13 protein-coding genes and 2 pseudogenes are annotated in these 15452 nt (G+C 75.3%); 7 read left to right on the plus strand and 8 right to left on the minus strand.

Translation table 11 applies throughout. The features are described from left to right. Positions 1-76 precede the first annotated feature (76 nt). Positions 77-766, plus strand: coding sequence for a fasciclin domain-containing protein (locus tag ACZ6Q9_RS03345; protein WP_396826562.1), 690 nt, complete (start codon positions 77-79; stop codon positions 764-766). A gap of 365 nt (positions 767-1131) precedes the next feature. Beyond that, a complete protein-coding gene (locus ACZ6Q9_RS03350; protein ID WP_393269839.1) occupies positions 1132-2535 on the plus strand; it encodes a glycosyltransferase family 4 protein in 1404 nt (467 codons plus the stop codon). Between the two features lie 151 nt (positions 2536-2686). Here the strand turns inward: ACZ6Q9_RS03350 and ACZ6Q9_RS03355 are convergent, their stop codons facing one another. The 4 genes from ACZ6Q9_RS03355 to ACZ6Q9_RS03370 form a co-directional block, all read right to left on the minus strand. Next, the gene (locus tag ACZ6Q9_RS03355; RefSeq protein ID WP_393269835.1) at positions 2687-3970 is read right to left on the minus strand and encodes a citrate synthase; all 1284 of its coding nucleotides are present in this window, start codon (positions 3968-3970) and stop codon (positions 2687-2689) included. A 275-nt stretch (positions 3971-4245) separates the two neighbouring features. Beyond that, positions 4246-6249: a sulfatase-like hydrolase/transferase gene (locus ACZ6Q9_RS03360; RefSeq protein ID WP_393450180.1), complete on the minus strand. Its 2004-nt coding sequence runs from the start codon at positions 6247-6249 to the stop codon at positions 4246-4248. 115 nt (positions 6250-6364) lie between these two features. After that, positions 6365-7789 (minus strand): class I SAM-dependent methyltransferase, encoded by a 1425-nt coding sequence (locus ACZ6Q9_RS03365; RefSeq protein WP_393448913.1) that lies wholly within the window; start codon positions 7787-7789, stop codon positions 6365-6367. Positions 7790-7796: 7 nt separating this feature from the next. Beyond that, complete coding sequence (locus ACZ6Q9_RS03370; RefSeq protein WP_350685822.1) at positions 7797-7946, minus strand: hypothetical protein; 150 nt, start codon at positions 7944-7946, stop codon at positions 7797-7799. Positions 7947-8137: 191 nt separating this feature from the next. Between ACZ6Q9_RS03370 and ACZ6Q9_RS03375 the strand changes: the two genes are divergently transcribed. After that, positions 8138-8533 (plus strand): VOC family protein, encoded by a 396-nt coding sequence (locus ACZ6Q9_RS03375; RefSeq protein ID WP_393448910.1) that lies wholly within the window; start codon positions 8138-8140, stop codon positions 8531-8533. 72 nt (positions 8534-8605) lie between these two features. Here the strand turns inward: ACZ6Q9_RS03375 and ACZ6Q9_RS03380 are convergent, their stop codons facing one another. Further along, on the minus strand, positions 8606-9292 hold the full coding sequence (locus ACZ6Q9_RS03380) for a helix-turn-helix domain-containing protein (protein ID WP_393448907.1): 687 nt from the start codon (positions 9290-9292) through the stop codon (positions 8606-8608). A 37-nt stretch (positions 9293-9329) separates the two neighbouring features. On the opposite strand from ACZ6Q9_RS03380, the gene ACZ6Q9_RS03385 reads away from it, so the two are divergent. Further along, the gene (locus ACZ6Q9_RS03385; protein ID WP_393448904.1) at positions 9330-10184 is read left to right on the plus strand and encodes an arginase family protein; all 855 of its coding nucleotides are present in this window, start codon (positions 9330-9332) and stop codon (positions 10182-10184) included. Positions 10185-10197: 13 nt separating this feature from the next. Here the strand turns inward: ACZ6Q9_RS03385 and ACZ6Q9_RS03390 are convergent. From ACZ6Q9_RS03390 to ACZ6Q9_RS03400, 3 genes and pseudogenes are all read right to left on the minus strand, one after another. Next, a pseudogene (locus ACZ6Q9_RS03390) lies at positions 10198-11629 on the minus strand (sensor histidine kinase). Positions 11630-11657: 28 nt separating this feature from the next. Then, positions 11658-12218 (minus strand): annotated as a pseudogene (locus ACZ6Q9_RS03395) (response regulator transcription factor); the annotation flags it as partial. Between the two features lie 52 nt (positions 12219-12270). Further along, positions 12271-12498 (minus strand): hypothetical protein, encoded by a 228-nt coding sequence (locus tag ACZ6Q9_RS03400; RefSeq protein ID WP_393270934.1) that lies wholly within the window; start codon positions 12496-12498, stop codon positions 12271-12273. A 163-nt stretch (positions 12499-12661) separates the two neighbouring features. On the opposite strand from ACZ6Q9_RS03400, the gene ACZ6Q9_RS03405 reads away from it, so the two are divergent. The 3 genes from ACZ6Q9_RS03405 (at position 12662) to ACZ6Q9_RS03415 (ending at position 15444) form a co-directional block, all read left to right on the plus strand. After that, entirely contained in the window at positions 12662-13609 is a 948-nt protein-coding gene (locus ACZ6Q9_RS03405) for a serine/threonine-protein kinase (protein ID WP_393270937.1), read from the plus strand. A gap of 172 nt (positions 13610-13781) precedes the next feature. Next, complete coding sequence (locus ACZ6Q9_RS03410) at positions 13782-14210, plus strand: OsmC family protein (protein WP_091106530.1); 429 nt, start codon at positions 13782-13784, stop codon at positions 14208-14210. A 391-nt stretch (positions 14211-14601) separates the two neighbouring features. Beyond that, entirely contained in the window at positions 14602-15444 is an 843-nt protein-coding gene (locus ACZ6Q9_RS03415) for a hypothetical protein (protein WP_393270940.1), read from the plus strand. Positions 15445-15452: the final 8 nt, after the last annotated feature.

Below are 15452 nucleotides of genomic sequence, written 5' to 3' on the forward strand. Positions count from 1 at the left end.
CGAACGCGGTGCCGGCAGGTCGGCCGCCCGCCGACCTGCCGGCACCACCCGCACCCGTTCCGAAGTGGAGAAGACCGTGCCCGACACCCTCACCCCGGGGCCGTGCTCCGGAAACCGGTCCCGGGTCGCCCGCCGCCGGCGGGCGGTGGCCGGGGCTGCGCTGGCCCTCCTGGTCGCGGTGACCGGGTGCACCAGCTCGCAGGAGGAGACGCCCGCCGCGACGGACCGCACCGGCGACGCCACACCGGTCGCGGTCACCGGACCGCTGTGCGACGTGCTGCCCTCGGGGGCCGAGCCGGGTAGCCCGGGCTCGCTGGTGGGCCAGTCGCCCGACCAGGCCCTCACCTGGATTCCCGTGCTCACCACGTTCGAGGCGGCGGTCCGGGCCACCGGGATGGCCGAGGAGTTGTCGGCCGCCGGTGGGCTGACCATCCTCGCCCCGACCGACGACGCCTTCCGGGCCAAGTTCTCCACCGCCAACCTGGACCACCTGCTGCTCAAGGACACCGACACGCTGCGGGGGCTGCTGAAGGAGCACCTGGTCGGCGGGGCGCGCTCGGCCGCCGAACTGGTGGCCGCCGGCTCCGTCACCACCCTCGCGGGCAGCACCCTCGCCGTCACCGCGGCCGAGCCGGGGGCCCGGCTGGCCGACCGGGCCGAGACGGTCTGCGCGGACTACCGGGCCGCCGGCGCCCGGATCCACGTGATCAACAAGGTGCTCGGAAGCCTGCCGGACACCGCCCGCGAGGAGGACGACTACCACTGAGCGGCCCGACGGCTCCCCAACCGGCCCACGACACCGGCCGCCGACCCCGCACCCGTGGTCGGCGGCCGGTGTCGTCGGTGGCGCCCGCGTCGGGGCTCGCCGCACGGGCTCGGCGCCCCGTCCACCGTTCGGCGGTTGCGGTCCACCCTTCGGTGGCTGCCCGGAATCCACCCGACCGATTCGGGTTGGAGCTGCGGGTGTCTTCCGTCACCTTGTCCCTTTTCGAGATGCGGGATCGACCGCGATGCCCTTTGCTTGTTCACGGGACGCGCCCGCGCGTCTTCCCTCGGCCCCTCGGCCACCCCCACCACTGTCTCGCCGCCACCGCTGCCGGCGCGCACCTTCATGCATGGACGGAGATTGATGTGACGACCCTGCGGGTCGGCGAGCAGCCCACCACCTCCCCGGGTCGGGTCCACCGGCCCACCCTCACCTCCCGGCCCCAGGTCCCGGCGCACGCCGGGCCGGGCACGCCCCCGCAGACCCGCCGCATCCTGATGCTCTCCTGGGAGTACCCGCCCGTGCTCGTGGGCGGGCTCGGCCGGCACGTGCACGCCCTGTCGGTGGCCCTGGCCGCCGCCGGGCACGAGGTCACCGTCGTCACCCGGCACGCCGACGGCGCGCCCCTGGAGGAGTACGCCGACGGCGTCCGCATCGTGCGCGCCGCCGAGGATCCGGTCACCTTCCCGCTGGCCACCTCCTCCCTGCTCGCCTGGACCATGGCGTTCAACCACACCCTCACCCGGGCCGCCCTGCGCGCCACCGAGGCCGGCACGTACGACGTCATCCACGCCCACGACTGGCTCGTCGCGCACACCGCGATGACCCTGCGCGAGCACCTGGACATCCCGCTGGTCAGCACCATCCACGCCACCGAGGCCGGCCGGCACCAGGGCTGGCTGCCGGAGGAGATGAACCGCACCATCCACGGCGTCGAGCACTGGTTGGCCGGCGAGTCCGGACGGGTGATCGTCTGCTCCGGCTACATGCGCGACGAGGTGACCGGGCTGTTCGGCGTGCCGGCCGGCCGGGTCGACGTGGTGCCCAACGGCGTGGAGCCGCACCGCTGGCGGGCGCCGGCGGCCGCGGTGGCGCAGGCCCGCGCCCGGTTCGCCGGGGACGGCCCACTGGTCACCTTCGCCGGCCGGCTGGTCTACGAGAAGGGCGTGCAGCACCTGATCGCCGGGCTCCCCCGGCTGCGCGAGCGGCACCCCGGGCTGCGCGCGGTCATCGTCGGCGACGGCCCGTACCGCGGCGAGCTGGAGGCGGAGGTGCACCGTCTCGGCCTGGCCGGCACGGTCAGCCTCCCGGGCTTCCTCGGCGGCACCGACCTGCCCGCGGTGATGGCCGCGTCGGACTGCTTCGCGGTGCCGAGCATCTACGAGCCGTTCGGCATGGTGGCCCTGGAGGGCGCCGCCGCCGGCGCGCCCCTGGCGGTCGCCGCGACCGGCGGGCTGGCCGAGATCGTCGAGCCGGGCGTCACCGGGATGACCTTCCGGCCACACGATCCGGACGGGCTGACCGACGCCGTGCACGCCCTGCTGTCGGACCGGGAGCGGGCCCGCGAGCTGGCCCGCCGCGCCCACGCCATGGTCCACGAGCGGTACGGCTGGACGGCGATCGCGCACCGCACGGCCGCTGCCTACGCCGCGGCGATCGCCACGGCGCCGGCATTCACCGCCGCGCGGGCCGCCGAGCGGATGGCCCGGGGCCGCGCCCTGCCGGCCATCGCGGAGGGCAACCTGCTGGCCGCCGCCGGCCTGCGCTGAGAAGTAAGGAAGGGCACCTTCCTAACGCTTTCGGTAGAGGAAGGGGCCCTTCCTAACCGGCGGGCGACGCGGCGGGGCCCGATGGGCGTGGAGACGGCGAAGGCCGCCGACCCGGTGCGGGTCGGCGGCCTTCGGCGTGGTACGGCGGAGGTCAGCGCTCCGAGAACGGGGCGTACGCCCGCTCCGGGGAGCCGGTGTAGATCTGCCGCGGGCGGCCGATCTTGGTCTCCGGGTCGTTGATCATCTCGCGCCACTGGGCGATCCAGCCGGGAAGCCGGCCCAGCGCGAAGAGCACCGTGAACATCTTGGTCGGGAAGCCCATGGCCTTGTAGATCAGGCCGGTGTAGAAGTCCACGTTCGGGTAGAGCTTGCGGGATACGAAGAAGTCGTCGGCCAGCGCGATCTCCTCGAGCTGCATCGCGATGTCCAGCAGCGGGTCCGGCTTGGCCATCCGGCCGAGCACGTCCTGGGCCGCGTTCTTCACGATCGCCGCGCGCGGGTCGTAGTTCTTGTAGACCCGGTGGCCGAAGCCCATCAGCTTCACGCCGTCCTGCTTGTCCTTCACCTTGCGGACGAAGGACGCGACGTCGCCGCCGTCGGCCTGGATCTTCTCCAGCATCTCCAGCACGGCCTGGTTGGCGCCGCCGTGCAGCGGGCCGAAGAGCGCGTTCACGCCCGCCGAGACCGAGGCGAAGAGGTTGGCGTTGCTGGAGCCGACCAGCCGCACGGTCGAGGTGGAGCAGTTCTGCTCGTGGTCGGCGTGCAGGATGAACAGCATGTCCAGCACCTTGGCCACCACCGGGTCGACCTCGTACGGCTCCGCCGGCACGCCGAAGGTCATCCGCAGGAAGTTCTCCACGTAGCCCAGCGAGTTGTCCGGGTACAGCAGCGGCTGGCCGATCGACTTCTTGTAGGCGTACGAGGCGATGGTGGGGACCTTCGCCATCAGCCGGACCGTGGACATCTCGACGTGCGAGGCGTCGAACGGGTCCAGGCTGTCCTGGTAGAAGGTCGAGATGGCGCTCACGGCCGAGGAGAGCACCGCCATCGGGTGCGCGTCGCGCGGGAAGCCGTCGAAGAAGCGGCGCATCTCCTCGTGCAGCAGGGAGTGCCGCCGGATCCGCTCGGAGAACTCGGTCAGCTGCTGCTGGCTCGGCAGCTCACCGTAGATCAGCAGGTAGGAGACCTCCAGGAACGAGGACTTCTCCGCGAGCTGCTCGATCGGGTACCCGCGGTAACGCAGGATCCCCGCGTCGCCGTCGATGTAGGTGATCGCGGACGAGCAGGCCGCGGTGTTGACGAAACCGGGGTCGTACGTCGTCATCCCGGTTTCCTTGAGCAGCTTGCCCACCCCGATGCCGGCGGGGCCCTCGACCGCGGATTGCACCGGCATCGAAAGCTGCCCACCGGGGTGATCGAGCTTGACTTCCGTCATGTGGTTCCTCGCTTCGCCGGCAGATCTGCGTTGAATTGCCTTCGCTTTTACCGTAATCGCGGTCGCGGGGATACCGCCCGCCGTGGTTCGGCGGTGAGGTCTGCGTCACCCGATTCCCGACCAGCGGGCCGGGAAACCCCATCCATTTCGGGCACGTCGGGGCCGCCGGTGCCGCGTGAGCATGGGAACGCTACCGATGGGCCGGCCGCCCGGCGCAGGCGGGAGGGCGCGCGTCGCGGAGGGCAGGGCGCCCGTCGCGGGCGGGCCGCGGCGGCTCAGGACAGGTCGAGGCGGTGCAGCGTCCCGTCGGCGGCGACGCGGTAGACGTCCAGCCGGTTCGCCCCGGCGTGGAAGAGCCGGTCGTCGGCGACCAGGGCGGCGAAGCGGCGGCCACCGGCGTCCCGGGGGACCACCGGGACGACGGCGCCGACCCGGCCGTTGACGGCGACCGCCAGCAGGGTGCCGTCGGGCACCTCGTCCGGCACGTCGCCCCAGACCGCCGCCGGCAGCCGCCCGGTGTCCGGGTCGACGGCCCGGAACGCGGACAGGTCGGCGACGCGGGCGGTGCCGCCGTTCGGACGGTCGCCGACGGCGGTGCCCACGAGCGGGTGGGGCGCGGGCGGCGCGGGCGGGGCCGGCACGCCGCCGGGGATGGGCGTCGGTTCCCCGGGGCGGTCGTAGAAGACCTTGCCCGTCTCGGCGCGCGGGGCCTCGCGGGCGGACCGGCCGTCGACCCGCCACGGCAGCCGGATGGCGGCCTCGTCGGCGATCGTGGGCAGCAGGTCGACGTGCTGCCAGTTCCGGTCGTCGACCCGCCCGGCGCGCTGCCCCGGGGTCTTGACGAACATCGGCACCCAGGCAACCTCGTCCGGGGCGGCCCGGAGGGCGTCCATCCCGCGCCCCTGGGCGCCCTTGGTGAAGCTGACCCCGTGGTCGGCGGTGACCACCAGCAGGGCCTCGTCGTAGAGGCCGCGCGCCCGCAGGGTGCGCAGGGTCTCCCCGATCAGCCGGTCGGTGTAGCCGAGCTGCGCGAGGTGGCGCCGGTGGGCCAGCTCCACCCAGCCGTCGCCGTCGTTCGGCAGGTCCTCCGGGGCGTCGTAGCGCGTTCCGGACGGCAGGTACGTCCACGGGGGGTGCGGCATCAGCAGGTGCAGGAAGTGCAGCGTCGGCCGGGACGCCGGCCGCAGTCCGGCCAGGAAACTGGTGAACCGGGCCGGCTGGTTGGCGTTCAGGCTGTCCCAGCGGAACTTCGGGTCCGCCGGCACCGGCTCGGCGTCGTCGATGCCCGCCTCGGCTCGGGTGCGCTCCCGGTAGGAGTCCTCCGGGTCGACCCGGCTGTCCACGGGGCCGGCGAGGCGGCGCAGCAGTCCGCCGGTCTCCCGGACGAGCACGCCCATCCCCTGCTCCGGGGTGACCGGCGACTCGCACCGGCTGGGCGGGCAGAGCCGGGTGATGCTCTCCTCCGCGCGGATGTCGTACAGGCCGCCGAAGGCGGTGAAGAGGTTGTCCGGGTACTGCGAGTAGTGCGGCGCCGCCGCGCGCTGCGGGTACCGGCCGGTGAGCATCGCCGGCAGCGCGTACGGCGTCCAGCCGGCGACGCCGGTGGCGTTGCGGTACCAGGTGGAGCCGGCGGCCAACTCGGCGAAGTGCGGATACCGGGTGGCGTCGACCCGCCCGTCCGGTCCGAGCAGGGAGACCAGCGGCAGCTCGTCGAGGACCAGCACCACGACCGGCGGGTGGTTGCCGGGCCCGGCCGTCCCGGCCGCGCCGCCCTCGCCGCCGGGCAACACCACCGTGGAGGTGGGCGAGGCGAACAGGAACAACCCCACGAAGAGCAGCGGGCCGGCGGCGGCCAGCCGCAGCACCCGCCCGGGCGCGCGCCACCGCCGGTGCGCGACCGCCCCGGCGGCGCCGGCCACCGCCGCCACCAGCAGCAGCGGTACGCCCCGCAGCGGCGTACCGTGCCGGCCCACCTGCACGGCCAGGGCGGCGAGCAGGAGCCCGACCAGCAGGGTGTGCGTCACCGAGCGGGCGGCCCGCCCGGCCAGCCGGGACAGCGCGCCGAGCAGCGCCACGGCCGCCGTGGGCACCAGCACGACCAGCGCGACCAGCAGCAGGATCTCGCGCCGGTCCGCCCGGTGGAACAGGAAGAAGTCCGGGCTGCGGCCGAGGACGTCCAGCAGCGGCTGAGTCACCACGAGGCCGACGAGGGCGGCGACCTCCGCCAGCCGGCCGAGTTCCGCCCGCCGGCCCGACGACCGGCCGGCCCGCTCGGACACCGGCGGCGGGTCGGCCGGGGCGACGTGGCCCGCCGGGGCGGTGTCGTCGGCCCGGGCGGTCGGGGCCGCCGGTGCCGTGTGGGCCGCCGGGTCGGGCGGTGGGCCGCCTGCCGGCTCAGCCACCCGAGACCGCCGCGTAGAGGGTCCGGGTGCCTGAGGGCAGGTCGAGGCGGCGCGCGATCCGGCACCGGGCTCCCAGCAGCCGTTCGAACTCGGCGCGCCGGTAGCTCGGAAAGAGTCCCTCGGGCTTGTTGGCCAGCAGCCGGCGGGCCATCGGGTCCTCGGGGTGGACGAACTCCACCACTATCCGGCCACCGGGGGCGGCGAGGCCGACGAGCCAGTCCAGCACCTCGGTCAGCGGCACGTTGCGCCCGATCGCCAGGTGGTGCACCACGGCCAGGGCGAGCACCACGTCCGCCCGGGCGCGGTCCGCGAACGAGGCCCGCTCGACGCCCCGCCAGCCGCCGCCGGGGGACGGGTCGGCGAGGTCCATCACCAGCGGCAGGATCCGCCGTTCGCCCTCGGCGCGCAGCGCCCGGTAGAGCCCGTCCACGACGGCCGGGTCCTGCTCCACCGCGACGACGTAGTCGGCCTGCCGGGCGGCGAGCCGGGCGTACCGGCCGTCGTTGGCGCCGAGGTCGAGCGCCAGGCGGGGACGCGGCGGGTCGGCCAGCGCCTCGGCGACGAAGCGTTCCTTCGCGGCCCGGTCGTCGGCGGTGTACGCGCAGGTGCGCTGGTAGTCGACCCAGTGGCTGGCGGCCGGGCGGTGCTCCAGCCGGCGGACGAGCTTCTCGATCCCGCGTACGGTGGCCAGCGCCAACTCGCGGGAGTAGCCGGCCGCCCGTAGCTGCGACCGGACGTCGGCGGTGCTGGCCCGGGCGTTGCGGCGCTGCATCGCGTCGTGCAGGTGCACGTGGGTGGGCACGCCGGGCAGTAGCCGGCGCGCCCCGCCGAACAGTCGGCGCATCTGGTCGGGCTCGATCCCGTCGACCCGGGCGCGCAGCCACGGCTGGAAGTCCAGCCCGAGGTGGGCGCCGAGCAGGAGCGGGTAGAGCAGGGTCTGGCAGAACTGCCGGTAGCCGGCCCAGGGCTCGCCGTCGCGCGCCGGGGTGAACGAGCCGACGTCGATGAAGACCGGCTCCGCCCCCCGCCACTGGAGGTTGTACGCCGAGCCGTCCTTGGTGGTGAACCCGGCCGGCAGCGCCGCCCGCAGGATCTCCAGGTGCAGCAGCGCCGCGTCCCGCAGCATGGCGAAGGACCACTCGTACGGGTGCGAGACGAACGGGATGCGCTCGTGGCGGAGCACGGCCGCCCACCGGGCGGCCGTGGGCACCCGCGCCGGCTCGACCGGCTCGGTGCCGCAGACCTTGCCGGCGGCGAGCAGCGGCGGGAAGAATTCGGCGGCGGCCAGTGCGCGCCACTCCCGGGCGGCCCGCTCGTCCAGCCCGCGCAGCACGTCGTCGCCGAGGTGGAAGACCCTGTTGGCCGGGTCGCGGAACGACCCGGGGTCGGCGCGCACGCCGGTGTGGGGGGTCACCATCGCCGGGTCAGCGGTGGTCGGTGGGCTGGCGGCGGAAGCGGTCGACCAGCCGCCGCCAGTAGAGCTTGGCCGCCACCGCGGCGCCGGCCACCCCGCCGACTACCGCCTGCACGATCAGGCTGCCGGACCCCGCGTCCAGGTAGGCCAGGTGTTCCACCGACCGCTCCTTCCCTCGCCGTCTCGACCGCCGGCGCGCCCGGTCGCACCCTATGAGGGATATGGCCGGAAAGCCGGACTTGTCCCACACCGTACGCTGATCGTCCCCGCCGTGAAGGCCACACCGGGCACTCCACCCGGCGTCCGTTTCGTTCAAGACGCCCGCCCTGGGCGGCCCCTATCGTGGCAGCCATGGCACCGACACTGGACCTCATCGGCATGGTCGCCAGCGACCTGCCACGCTCGCTCGCCTTCTACCGCCGGCTCGGCCTCGACATCCCGGCCGAGGCCGACACCGAGCCGCACGTGGAGGTCACCCTGCCGGGGGGCCTCCGGCTGGCCTGGGACACCGCCGACACCGTCCGCTCGTTCGACCCGCACTGGAAGCCCGGGGGCGGCGGCGGTGCCGGGCTCGCGTTCCGGTGCGCCGACCCGGCCGAGGTGGACCGGCTCTACGCCGAACTGGTGGCCGAGGGCCACCCGGGCCACCTGCCCCCGTGGGACGCCTACTGGGGCCAGCGGTACGCGGTGGTGCTCGACCCGGACGGCAACCGCGTGGACCTGTTCGCCCCGCTCACCCAGGGGTGAGCGCGGTCCGCCCGCGCAGACCGGACCGGCCCGCCCGAGCAGGCCCGGACCGCAGGGCTGGACCGGGTTCGCTCAGCGCGACAGCAGGACGGTCGGCGGCACCCCGGCCAGGTCCCGCACGTCGCGGGTGAGGTGGGCCTGGTCGGCGTACCCACAGCGGGCCGCCACCTCGGCCAGCGGGGTGCCGGCGCGGGCCAGCGCCAGGGCGCGCCCCATCCGCAGGATCCGGGCCAGGGTCTTCGGGCCGTACCCGAACAGGTGCCGGCTGCGGCGATGCAGGGCGCGCGGGTCGAGGCCGACCTCGGCGGCGGCCGCCGCCACGGTCGTGCCGGCGGCCAGCGCGGCGGCGACCCGGACGCCGAGCGGGTCCGGGCCCCCGACCGCCCGCAGCCGCGCCGCGGCGGTCTCCGTCAGCACGGCGGCCGGGGCGGCCCCGGCCCGCTCGGCCAGCCGGTCGACGTCGCGGTCGCCCCACAGGTCGGCCAGGGGGACCCGTCGGTCGCGCAGCTCGACGGCGGGCACGCCGAGCACCGCCGGGCCGACGCCGGGCGGCAGCCGCAGCCCCACCCAGCGCTGCGCCGGCCCGCCGCCGCTCAGGTGCGCGGTGCGGTCCGGCCCGGCCACCAGCAGGCCACCACGGCTCGTCCAGATCAGGTCGACGCAGCCGTCGGGGAGCACCCGGGTCGGCGCGGCATCCACCCTCGTCGTGCTGGTCCAGAGCACCGCGCCGGCAAACCCGGCGGGACGTTCCCGGTACATGGCGCCCAGCCTGCCACGACCGGACTAGCCTTCGATTGTGCGATGGTCGGTGCTGGACGCTCCGCTCGACTCCTCCGGCCGCGGCCGGGGCGAGCGGCGGGCGCCCGCGGCGCTGCGGTCGGCGGGGCTGCTGGGCCGACTGGGCGCGGCGGACGCCGGTGCGGTCGACACCCTGGTGACCGATCCCGCCCGGGACCCGGAGACCGGCGTGATCGGCGTCGAACACCTGCGGCGGGCCACCCGGGCGATCGCCGCCCAGGTGACGGAGCTGCTCGACGCCGGGCACAGCCCTCTCGTGCTCGGGGGCGACTGCGCGATCCTGCCGGGCACGCTACAGGGGCTGCCGGCCGGCTTCGACCTGTGGTTCCTCGACGCCCACCTCGACTTCGAGGACGGGCGTACCTCGCCCACCGGTGAGGCGGCGGACATGGAGCTGTCGATCGTCACCGACCACGGCCCGGCCGGCGTCCTCGACCGGGAGGGGCCGCTGGTCGACCCCGACCAGGTGCACGTGCTCGGCCACCGCCCGCCGGACCCGGACGTGGCGGAGGGCATGGAAGCCTTCCGGGTCGACCGCGCCGTGCACCTGGTGCCGGCCGACCGGCTGCGCGGGCCCGACGCGGCGGCCGTGGGCCGGGACCTGGCCACCGGCATCACGCCGGCCTGGCTGCACCTCGACCTCGACGTGCTCGACCCGGTCGTGCTGCCGGCGGTCAGCTACCCCGAGCCGGGCGGCCTGGACTGGGCCGACCTCGCGGCGCTGGTCCGGCCGCTGGTGCGCTCGGGTCGGCTGATCGGGATGAGCGTCGCGGACTTCAACGCCGACGAGGACCCCGACGGGCGGCACGCGGAGCGGATCGCGGCGGCCCTCGCCGAGCTGCTGTCCGACTGACCGGGGACCGGCGCTACGTCCCGGTCCCGGCGTGCGGCAGCCGGACGGTGAACACCGTCCGGCCCGGCCGACTGTCCACCGTGGTGGGCCTCCACCACGGCGGCCACGATGGCCAGTCCCAGGCCGGTGCTGCCGTGCGCCCGGGAACGGGAGCTGTCGCCCCGCGAGAAGCGTTCGAACACCTCGCCGCGCAGCTCCGCCGGCACGCCGGGACCGTCGTCGGCGACGCTGAGCACGGCGGCGTCCCCGGCCACCCGCAGGGTGGTGGTGACGGTGGTCCCGGGCGGGGTGTGCACCCGGGCGTTGGCCAGCAGGTTCGCCAGCACCTGGTGCAGCCGGGCCGGGTCGCCGGCGACCCGGATGAGGGCGTCGGGCAGGTCGAGCTGCCAGCGGTGCTCCGGTCCGGCGACGCGGGCGTCGCTGACCGCGTCCACCACCAGCGCCGGGAGGTCCACCGGCCCGACCGCGAGCGGACGGCCCGAATCCAGCCGGGCCAGCAGCAGCAGGTCGTCGACGAGGCTGGTCATCCGGGCGCTCTCCGACTCGACCCGGCGCAGCGCGTGGGCCACGTCGGGCGGCACGCCCTCCCGGCCACGCCGGGCGAGTTCGGCGTACCCGCGGATGGCGGCCAGCGGGGTGCGCAGCTCGTGGCTGGCGTCGGCGACGAACTGGCGTACCCGGGTCTCGCTGGCCTGGCGAGCGGCGAGGGCGGCGGCGACGTGCCCGAGCATCCGGTTCAGCGCCGCGCCCACCTGGCCGACCTCCGTACGCGGGTCGGTGTCGGCGGCCGGGACGCGCACCGAGAGCGCCACCTCGCCCCGGTCCAGGGGCAGCTCGCTGACCCGGCCGGCGGTGGCGGCCACCCGGCGCAGCGGGCGCAGGGTGGCCCGCACGATCAGGGCGCCGGCGCCACCGGCGAGCAGCAGCCCGACGGCGGCCACGCCGGCCTGCGCGGCGACCAGCCACCAGACGGTCTCCGACACGCCCGACAGGGGCAGCCCGAGCACGCGCACCGTGCCGTCCGGGAACTGGCGCGCCACCACCCGGTAGTCACCGCGCTCCCCCAGGTCGCGGGTGCGGGGCCGGCCGTCCGTGGGCAGGTCGGCGAGGCCCGCCACCTCGTCGACGCCGACGGCCCGGTCCTGCCGGTCCGACAGCGTCCACGCCCGGGTGACCCGGCCGTCGACCACCTCGGCGGTGACGGTGCCGGGCGGGAAGCCGCGCGGGATCCGCACGTCGGGCCGGACGTCCGCGCCGGGCGGCTCGAACGGGGACGGCGTGCCACGACCGGGACCGCCGCGCATCGGCGCCAACTGCTCGTCCACCCGGTCGATCAGGAACTGCCGCAGCGCGACCGTGGTGATCCCACCGATGGCGACGCTGACCAGGGCCAGCAGGGCGACCAGGATGACCACCAGCCGGGTGCGCAGCGACAGGCCGGCCAGCCGGCCCCGGAGCCGGGCAGCGGGCCGCTCAGTCCGCCGGGCGGAGGACATAACCCGCGCCGCGCAGCGTGTGGATCATCGGCTCCCGGCCGGCGTCGATCTTCTTCCGCAGGTACGAGATGTAGAGCTCGACCACGTTGGCCTGGCCGCCGAAGTCGTAGTTCCAGACCCGGTCGAGGATCTGCGCCTTGCTCAGCACCCGGCGCGGGTTGCGCATGAGGTAGCGCAGCAGTTCGAACTCGGTGGCGGTGAGCGTGATCGACTCGCCGTCACGGCGCACCTCGTGGCTGTCCTCGTCCAGGCTGAGGTCGCCGACCGTGAGCACCGCGTCCGCGCGGGCGGCGACGGCGAAGCCCGACCGGCGCAGCAGCGCCCGCAGCCGGGCGATCACCTCCTCCAGGCTGAACGGCTTGGTCACGTAGTCGTCACCGCCGACGGTCAGGCCGGCGATCCGCTCCTCCACCGCGTCCCGGGCGGTCAGGAACAGCACCGGCACCGTCGGGGCATGCTCGCGCAGCCGGCGCAGCACCTGGAAACCGTCCAGGTCCGGCAGCATCACGTCGAGCACCACCGCGTCCGGCCGGAACTGCCCGCTGTGGGCGGCGGTTACCGCCGGTCAGCCGCCGCGCTGGTGGGACGGGTCATTCCGTCATGCCCACGGGATAGGTGTGCACGAAGCGCATCGTCCACGTGCCGCCGGCGGCGTGCTCGCGCTCGTAGAGGTGGTCCGGCCCGCCGCCGGCCGCCCCCGCCCCGTCGGGATGGCGCAGGACCCAGCGCGCCGGCGGAGACCCGTCGGGCCCGGCGGGAAGCACCCGGACCAGGTCGTGGGCCGGCCCGCCGACGAAGCGTACGGTCACCTCGCCCATCCGCGCACCTCCCGGTCCGGGCCGACAGCGGCCCCGGCTCGCAAGCTACCGCAGCGCGGACGGAACGACCGCGGTTTGCCCTGATCGGAGGCCGGGTAACGGCAGCGAAGGCGACACGGCGGACGCCCGGGGACGGGCGGTGGCGGCAGACGAGGAGCGGTCGATGAGGACGCTGGGCGGGCGGTACCGGCTCGAACAGCGCATCGGCATCGGCGGCATGTCTGAGGTCTGGCGGGCCCACGACGCCGTGCTCGACCGGCCGGTGGCGGTGAAGGTGATGTCCCCCGGGCAGGAGGAACCGGACACCTCGGTGGAGCGGATCCGCGCCGAGGCGCGCTCCGCGGCCCGACTGGTGCACCCGAACGTGGCCAGCGTGCACGACTTCGGCACCTGCGCGACGCTGCCCGGCGGCCAGGTGCCCTACATCGTCATGGAGCTGGCCGAGGGCGAGACGCTCGCGGCGCACCTGCGGGCCGGGCCGCTGGACTGGCGCATAGCCGTCCGGGTCTGCGCCGAGGTCAGCGCCGCCCTGGCCGCGGCCCACGCGCACGGCATCGTGCACCGCGACGTCAAGCCGGCCAACGTCATCCTGGCCCCGTCCGGCGTCAAGGTGCTCGACTTCGGCATCGCCACCCCCTCGGGCACCCCGGACCGGTCGCCGGAGGGGATCGTGGTGGGCACGCCGGCGTACCTCGCGCCCGAGCAGTTGGAGCGGGCACCCGCCACCCCGGCCGCCGACATGTACGCCCTCGGCGTGCTGCTCTACTACTGCCTCACCGGGCGGCTGCCGTACCAGGCGGGCACGACGACGCAGCTGTTCGGCGTGCGGCGGCGGCAACCCCCACAGCCGCTGCCCGAGATCGACGGGCTGCCCCCGGAGGTGGCCGACCTGTGCGCACGCTGCCTGGCCGACGACCCGGCCGACCGGCCGACCAGCCTGGTGGCCGCGCTGCTGCTGGCCGAGGCGGTGGACGCCCGGGTGTACGTGCCGATGCGGCAGCCGATGGCGCCCCGCCAGCGCGGCGGCCAGGTGTCCCCGTGGACGGAACGGGCGGCGGCCGAGGTGACCGAGGCGGCGGTCGTCCCCGACCGGTCCACCCGCGCCGGCTGAGCCGCCCGGGCACGGCCGCCTGCCACGCCGGCCGAGCCGTCCGGGGCGGCCACCTCCGCACCGGGCCGCGCCGTCCGCCGGCGCCGTCACGCCCGCAGTCCCGGCCACCACCTGCGGTTTCACGGCTCGGGGGCCGGGTAGCCGGGCGGGTGAGTGAAACGGGAGGAACGCGATGCCGGAATCGAGCTCCTGGCTGAACGAGACGGCCACCGCGACCGCCGAGGGCGGCCACGTACGCACCGACGACGGGGGGCTCTCCACGGCCCTCGCGTCCCCGCTGGCGCCGCACTGCTCGGGCCTGACTCCGGAGCAGTTGCTCGCCGCCGCCTTCGCGTCCTGCCTGCACCACGCGGCGGTGGAGGCAGCCGGTGAGATCACCGACGAGGCGCACACCGTGCAGGTGCGGGCGGAGGCGAAGCTCGGGCGCGACGACGACGGCCGGTATCGGGCCGACGTGCACGCGTCCATCTCGTCGGCCGGGCTCACCCGCCAGCAACTGGCCGAGCTCGTCGAGCACGCCGATCGGCTGTGGCCGTTCTCCAGCGGCGACGCCAGCCGGCACCGGCTCACCGTCACGCCCGCGGAGAACGGCCGGCACTGACCTCACCGTCACCGGGCGAACCAGACCGCGAGGCCACCGGCGCGTCATGGGCCCCGGCGGCACGCGCCGGGCGCACGGCGACCGAGGCCGGCTCTGGCCCGTCCCGGCCGACGTACGGGTCGCCCTCGCAGTCGACCGACGGGGGGCCGAACGGGTGACCGCCGCATCGGTCCTTCTGCGGAGGGCGAGCCGACGCCGCAACCCATGCCCCAAGATCGACTATTCGCCCCTTTCCTGCGCCTTTATCGGGCATAAGCGAAAGAACCGACAGGCGAGTAAGACGCGCTTGATGACTGGGCGGGCGTAATGGGAAAGCGGATTGCCGCAAATTGTGGCGCATGCCACCAACCAGGCCGATGGCAACTCGCGCTCGTCTTTCTAGCCTCGGCGGGTGAGTCCCGACGACCCCCTCGACCAGAAGCTGACCCAGGATCGACCGGCCACCGCTGCGGCCGATCCCGCCTCAACCGAACGGACGATCGGCCGTCATCGCGCCCCGGAACGGCAGCGCCGCGGCGGCCGAGCCCTGCTCGCCTCGACCCCCGTCCGGGTGGCCCTCGCCACCGGCGTGACCTGCTGCCTCGGCGCCGCCGCGTTCGCCGGCACCCGCGGCGACACCGACACCCCTCCGGAGCCCGTGGCCGAGGCGGTGGCCGAGCGGGCCGCCACCGACGAGCGCGCCTCCCGCGCCCTGGACCGGGCCGCCTCCCCCGCCCCCGTGGTCAGCGCCAGCCCGACGCCCAAGCCGACCCCCTCGGCCACCCGCAAGGCCCCGGCCAAACCGGCCAAGCCGGCCCGCCCCCGTCCCGTCGCCGGGCTCACCCAGGCGCAGATGGACAACGCCAAGATCATCGTTGACGTGGGCGAGGACCTGAAGATGCCCCGGCGGGCCCTGGTGGTCGCCGTGGCCACCGCCATGCAGGAGAGCAACCTCTACAACCTGGCCAGCGACGTGCTCCCGGAGTCCCGGCAGTACCCGCACCAGGGCAGCGGCTCAGACCACGACTCGGTCGGCCTGTTCCAGCAGCGCCCGAGCAGCGGCTGGGGCACGGTGCGGGAGCTGATGCGCCCCGCGTACGCCGCCCGGGCGTTCTACGAGGCGCTGCGCGAGATCCCGGGCTGGCAGGAGATGAGCGTGGCCGGCGCGGCCCAGGCCGTGCAGGTGTCGGCCTTCCCCGACGCGTACGCCCAGCACGAGGAGCGGGCCACGACGATCGTCGCCGCGCTAACCTGACGCGGCGC

The organism is Micromonospora sp. NPDC049139, from assembly GCF_055586845.1.

Coding starts and splice junctions, on each gene's coding strand:
- ACZ6Q9_RS03355 (WP_393269835.1), bottom strand. CDS start 3,970: ATGACGGAAGTCAAGCTCGATCACCCCGGTGGGCAGCTTTCGATGCCG.
- ACZ6Q9_RS03365 (WP_393448913.1), bottom strand. CDS start 7,789: ATGGTGACCCCCCACACCGGCGTGCGCGCCGACCCCGGGTCGTTCCGC.
- ACZ6Q9_RS03375 (WP_393448910.1), top strand. CDS start 8,138: ATGGCACCGACACTGGACCTCATCGGCATGGTCGCCAGCGACCTGCCA.
- ACZ6Q9_RS03380 (WP_393448907.1), bottom strand. CDS start 9,292: ATGTACCGGGAACGTCCCGCCGGGTTTGCCGGCGCGGTGCTCTGGACC.
- ACZ6Q9_RS03400 (WP_393270934.1), bottom strand. CDS start 12,498: ATGGGCGAGGTGACCGTACGCTTCGTCGGCGGGCCGGCCCACGACCTG.
- ACZ6Q9_RS03405 (WP_393270937.1), top strand. CDS start 12,662: ATGAGGACGCTGGGCGGGCGGTACCGGCTCGAACAGCGCATCGGCATC.
- ACZ6Q9_RS03410 (WP_091106530.1), top strand. CDS start 13,782: ATGCCGGAATCGAGCTCCTGGCTGAACGAGACGGCCACCGCGACCGCC.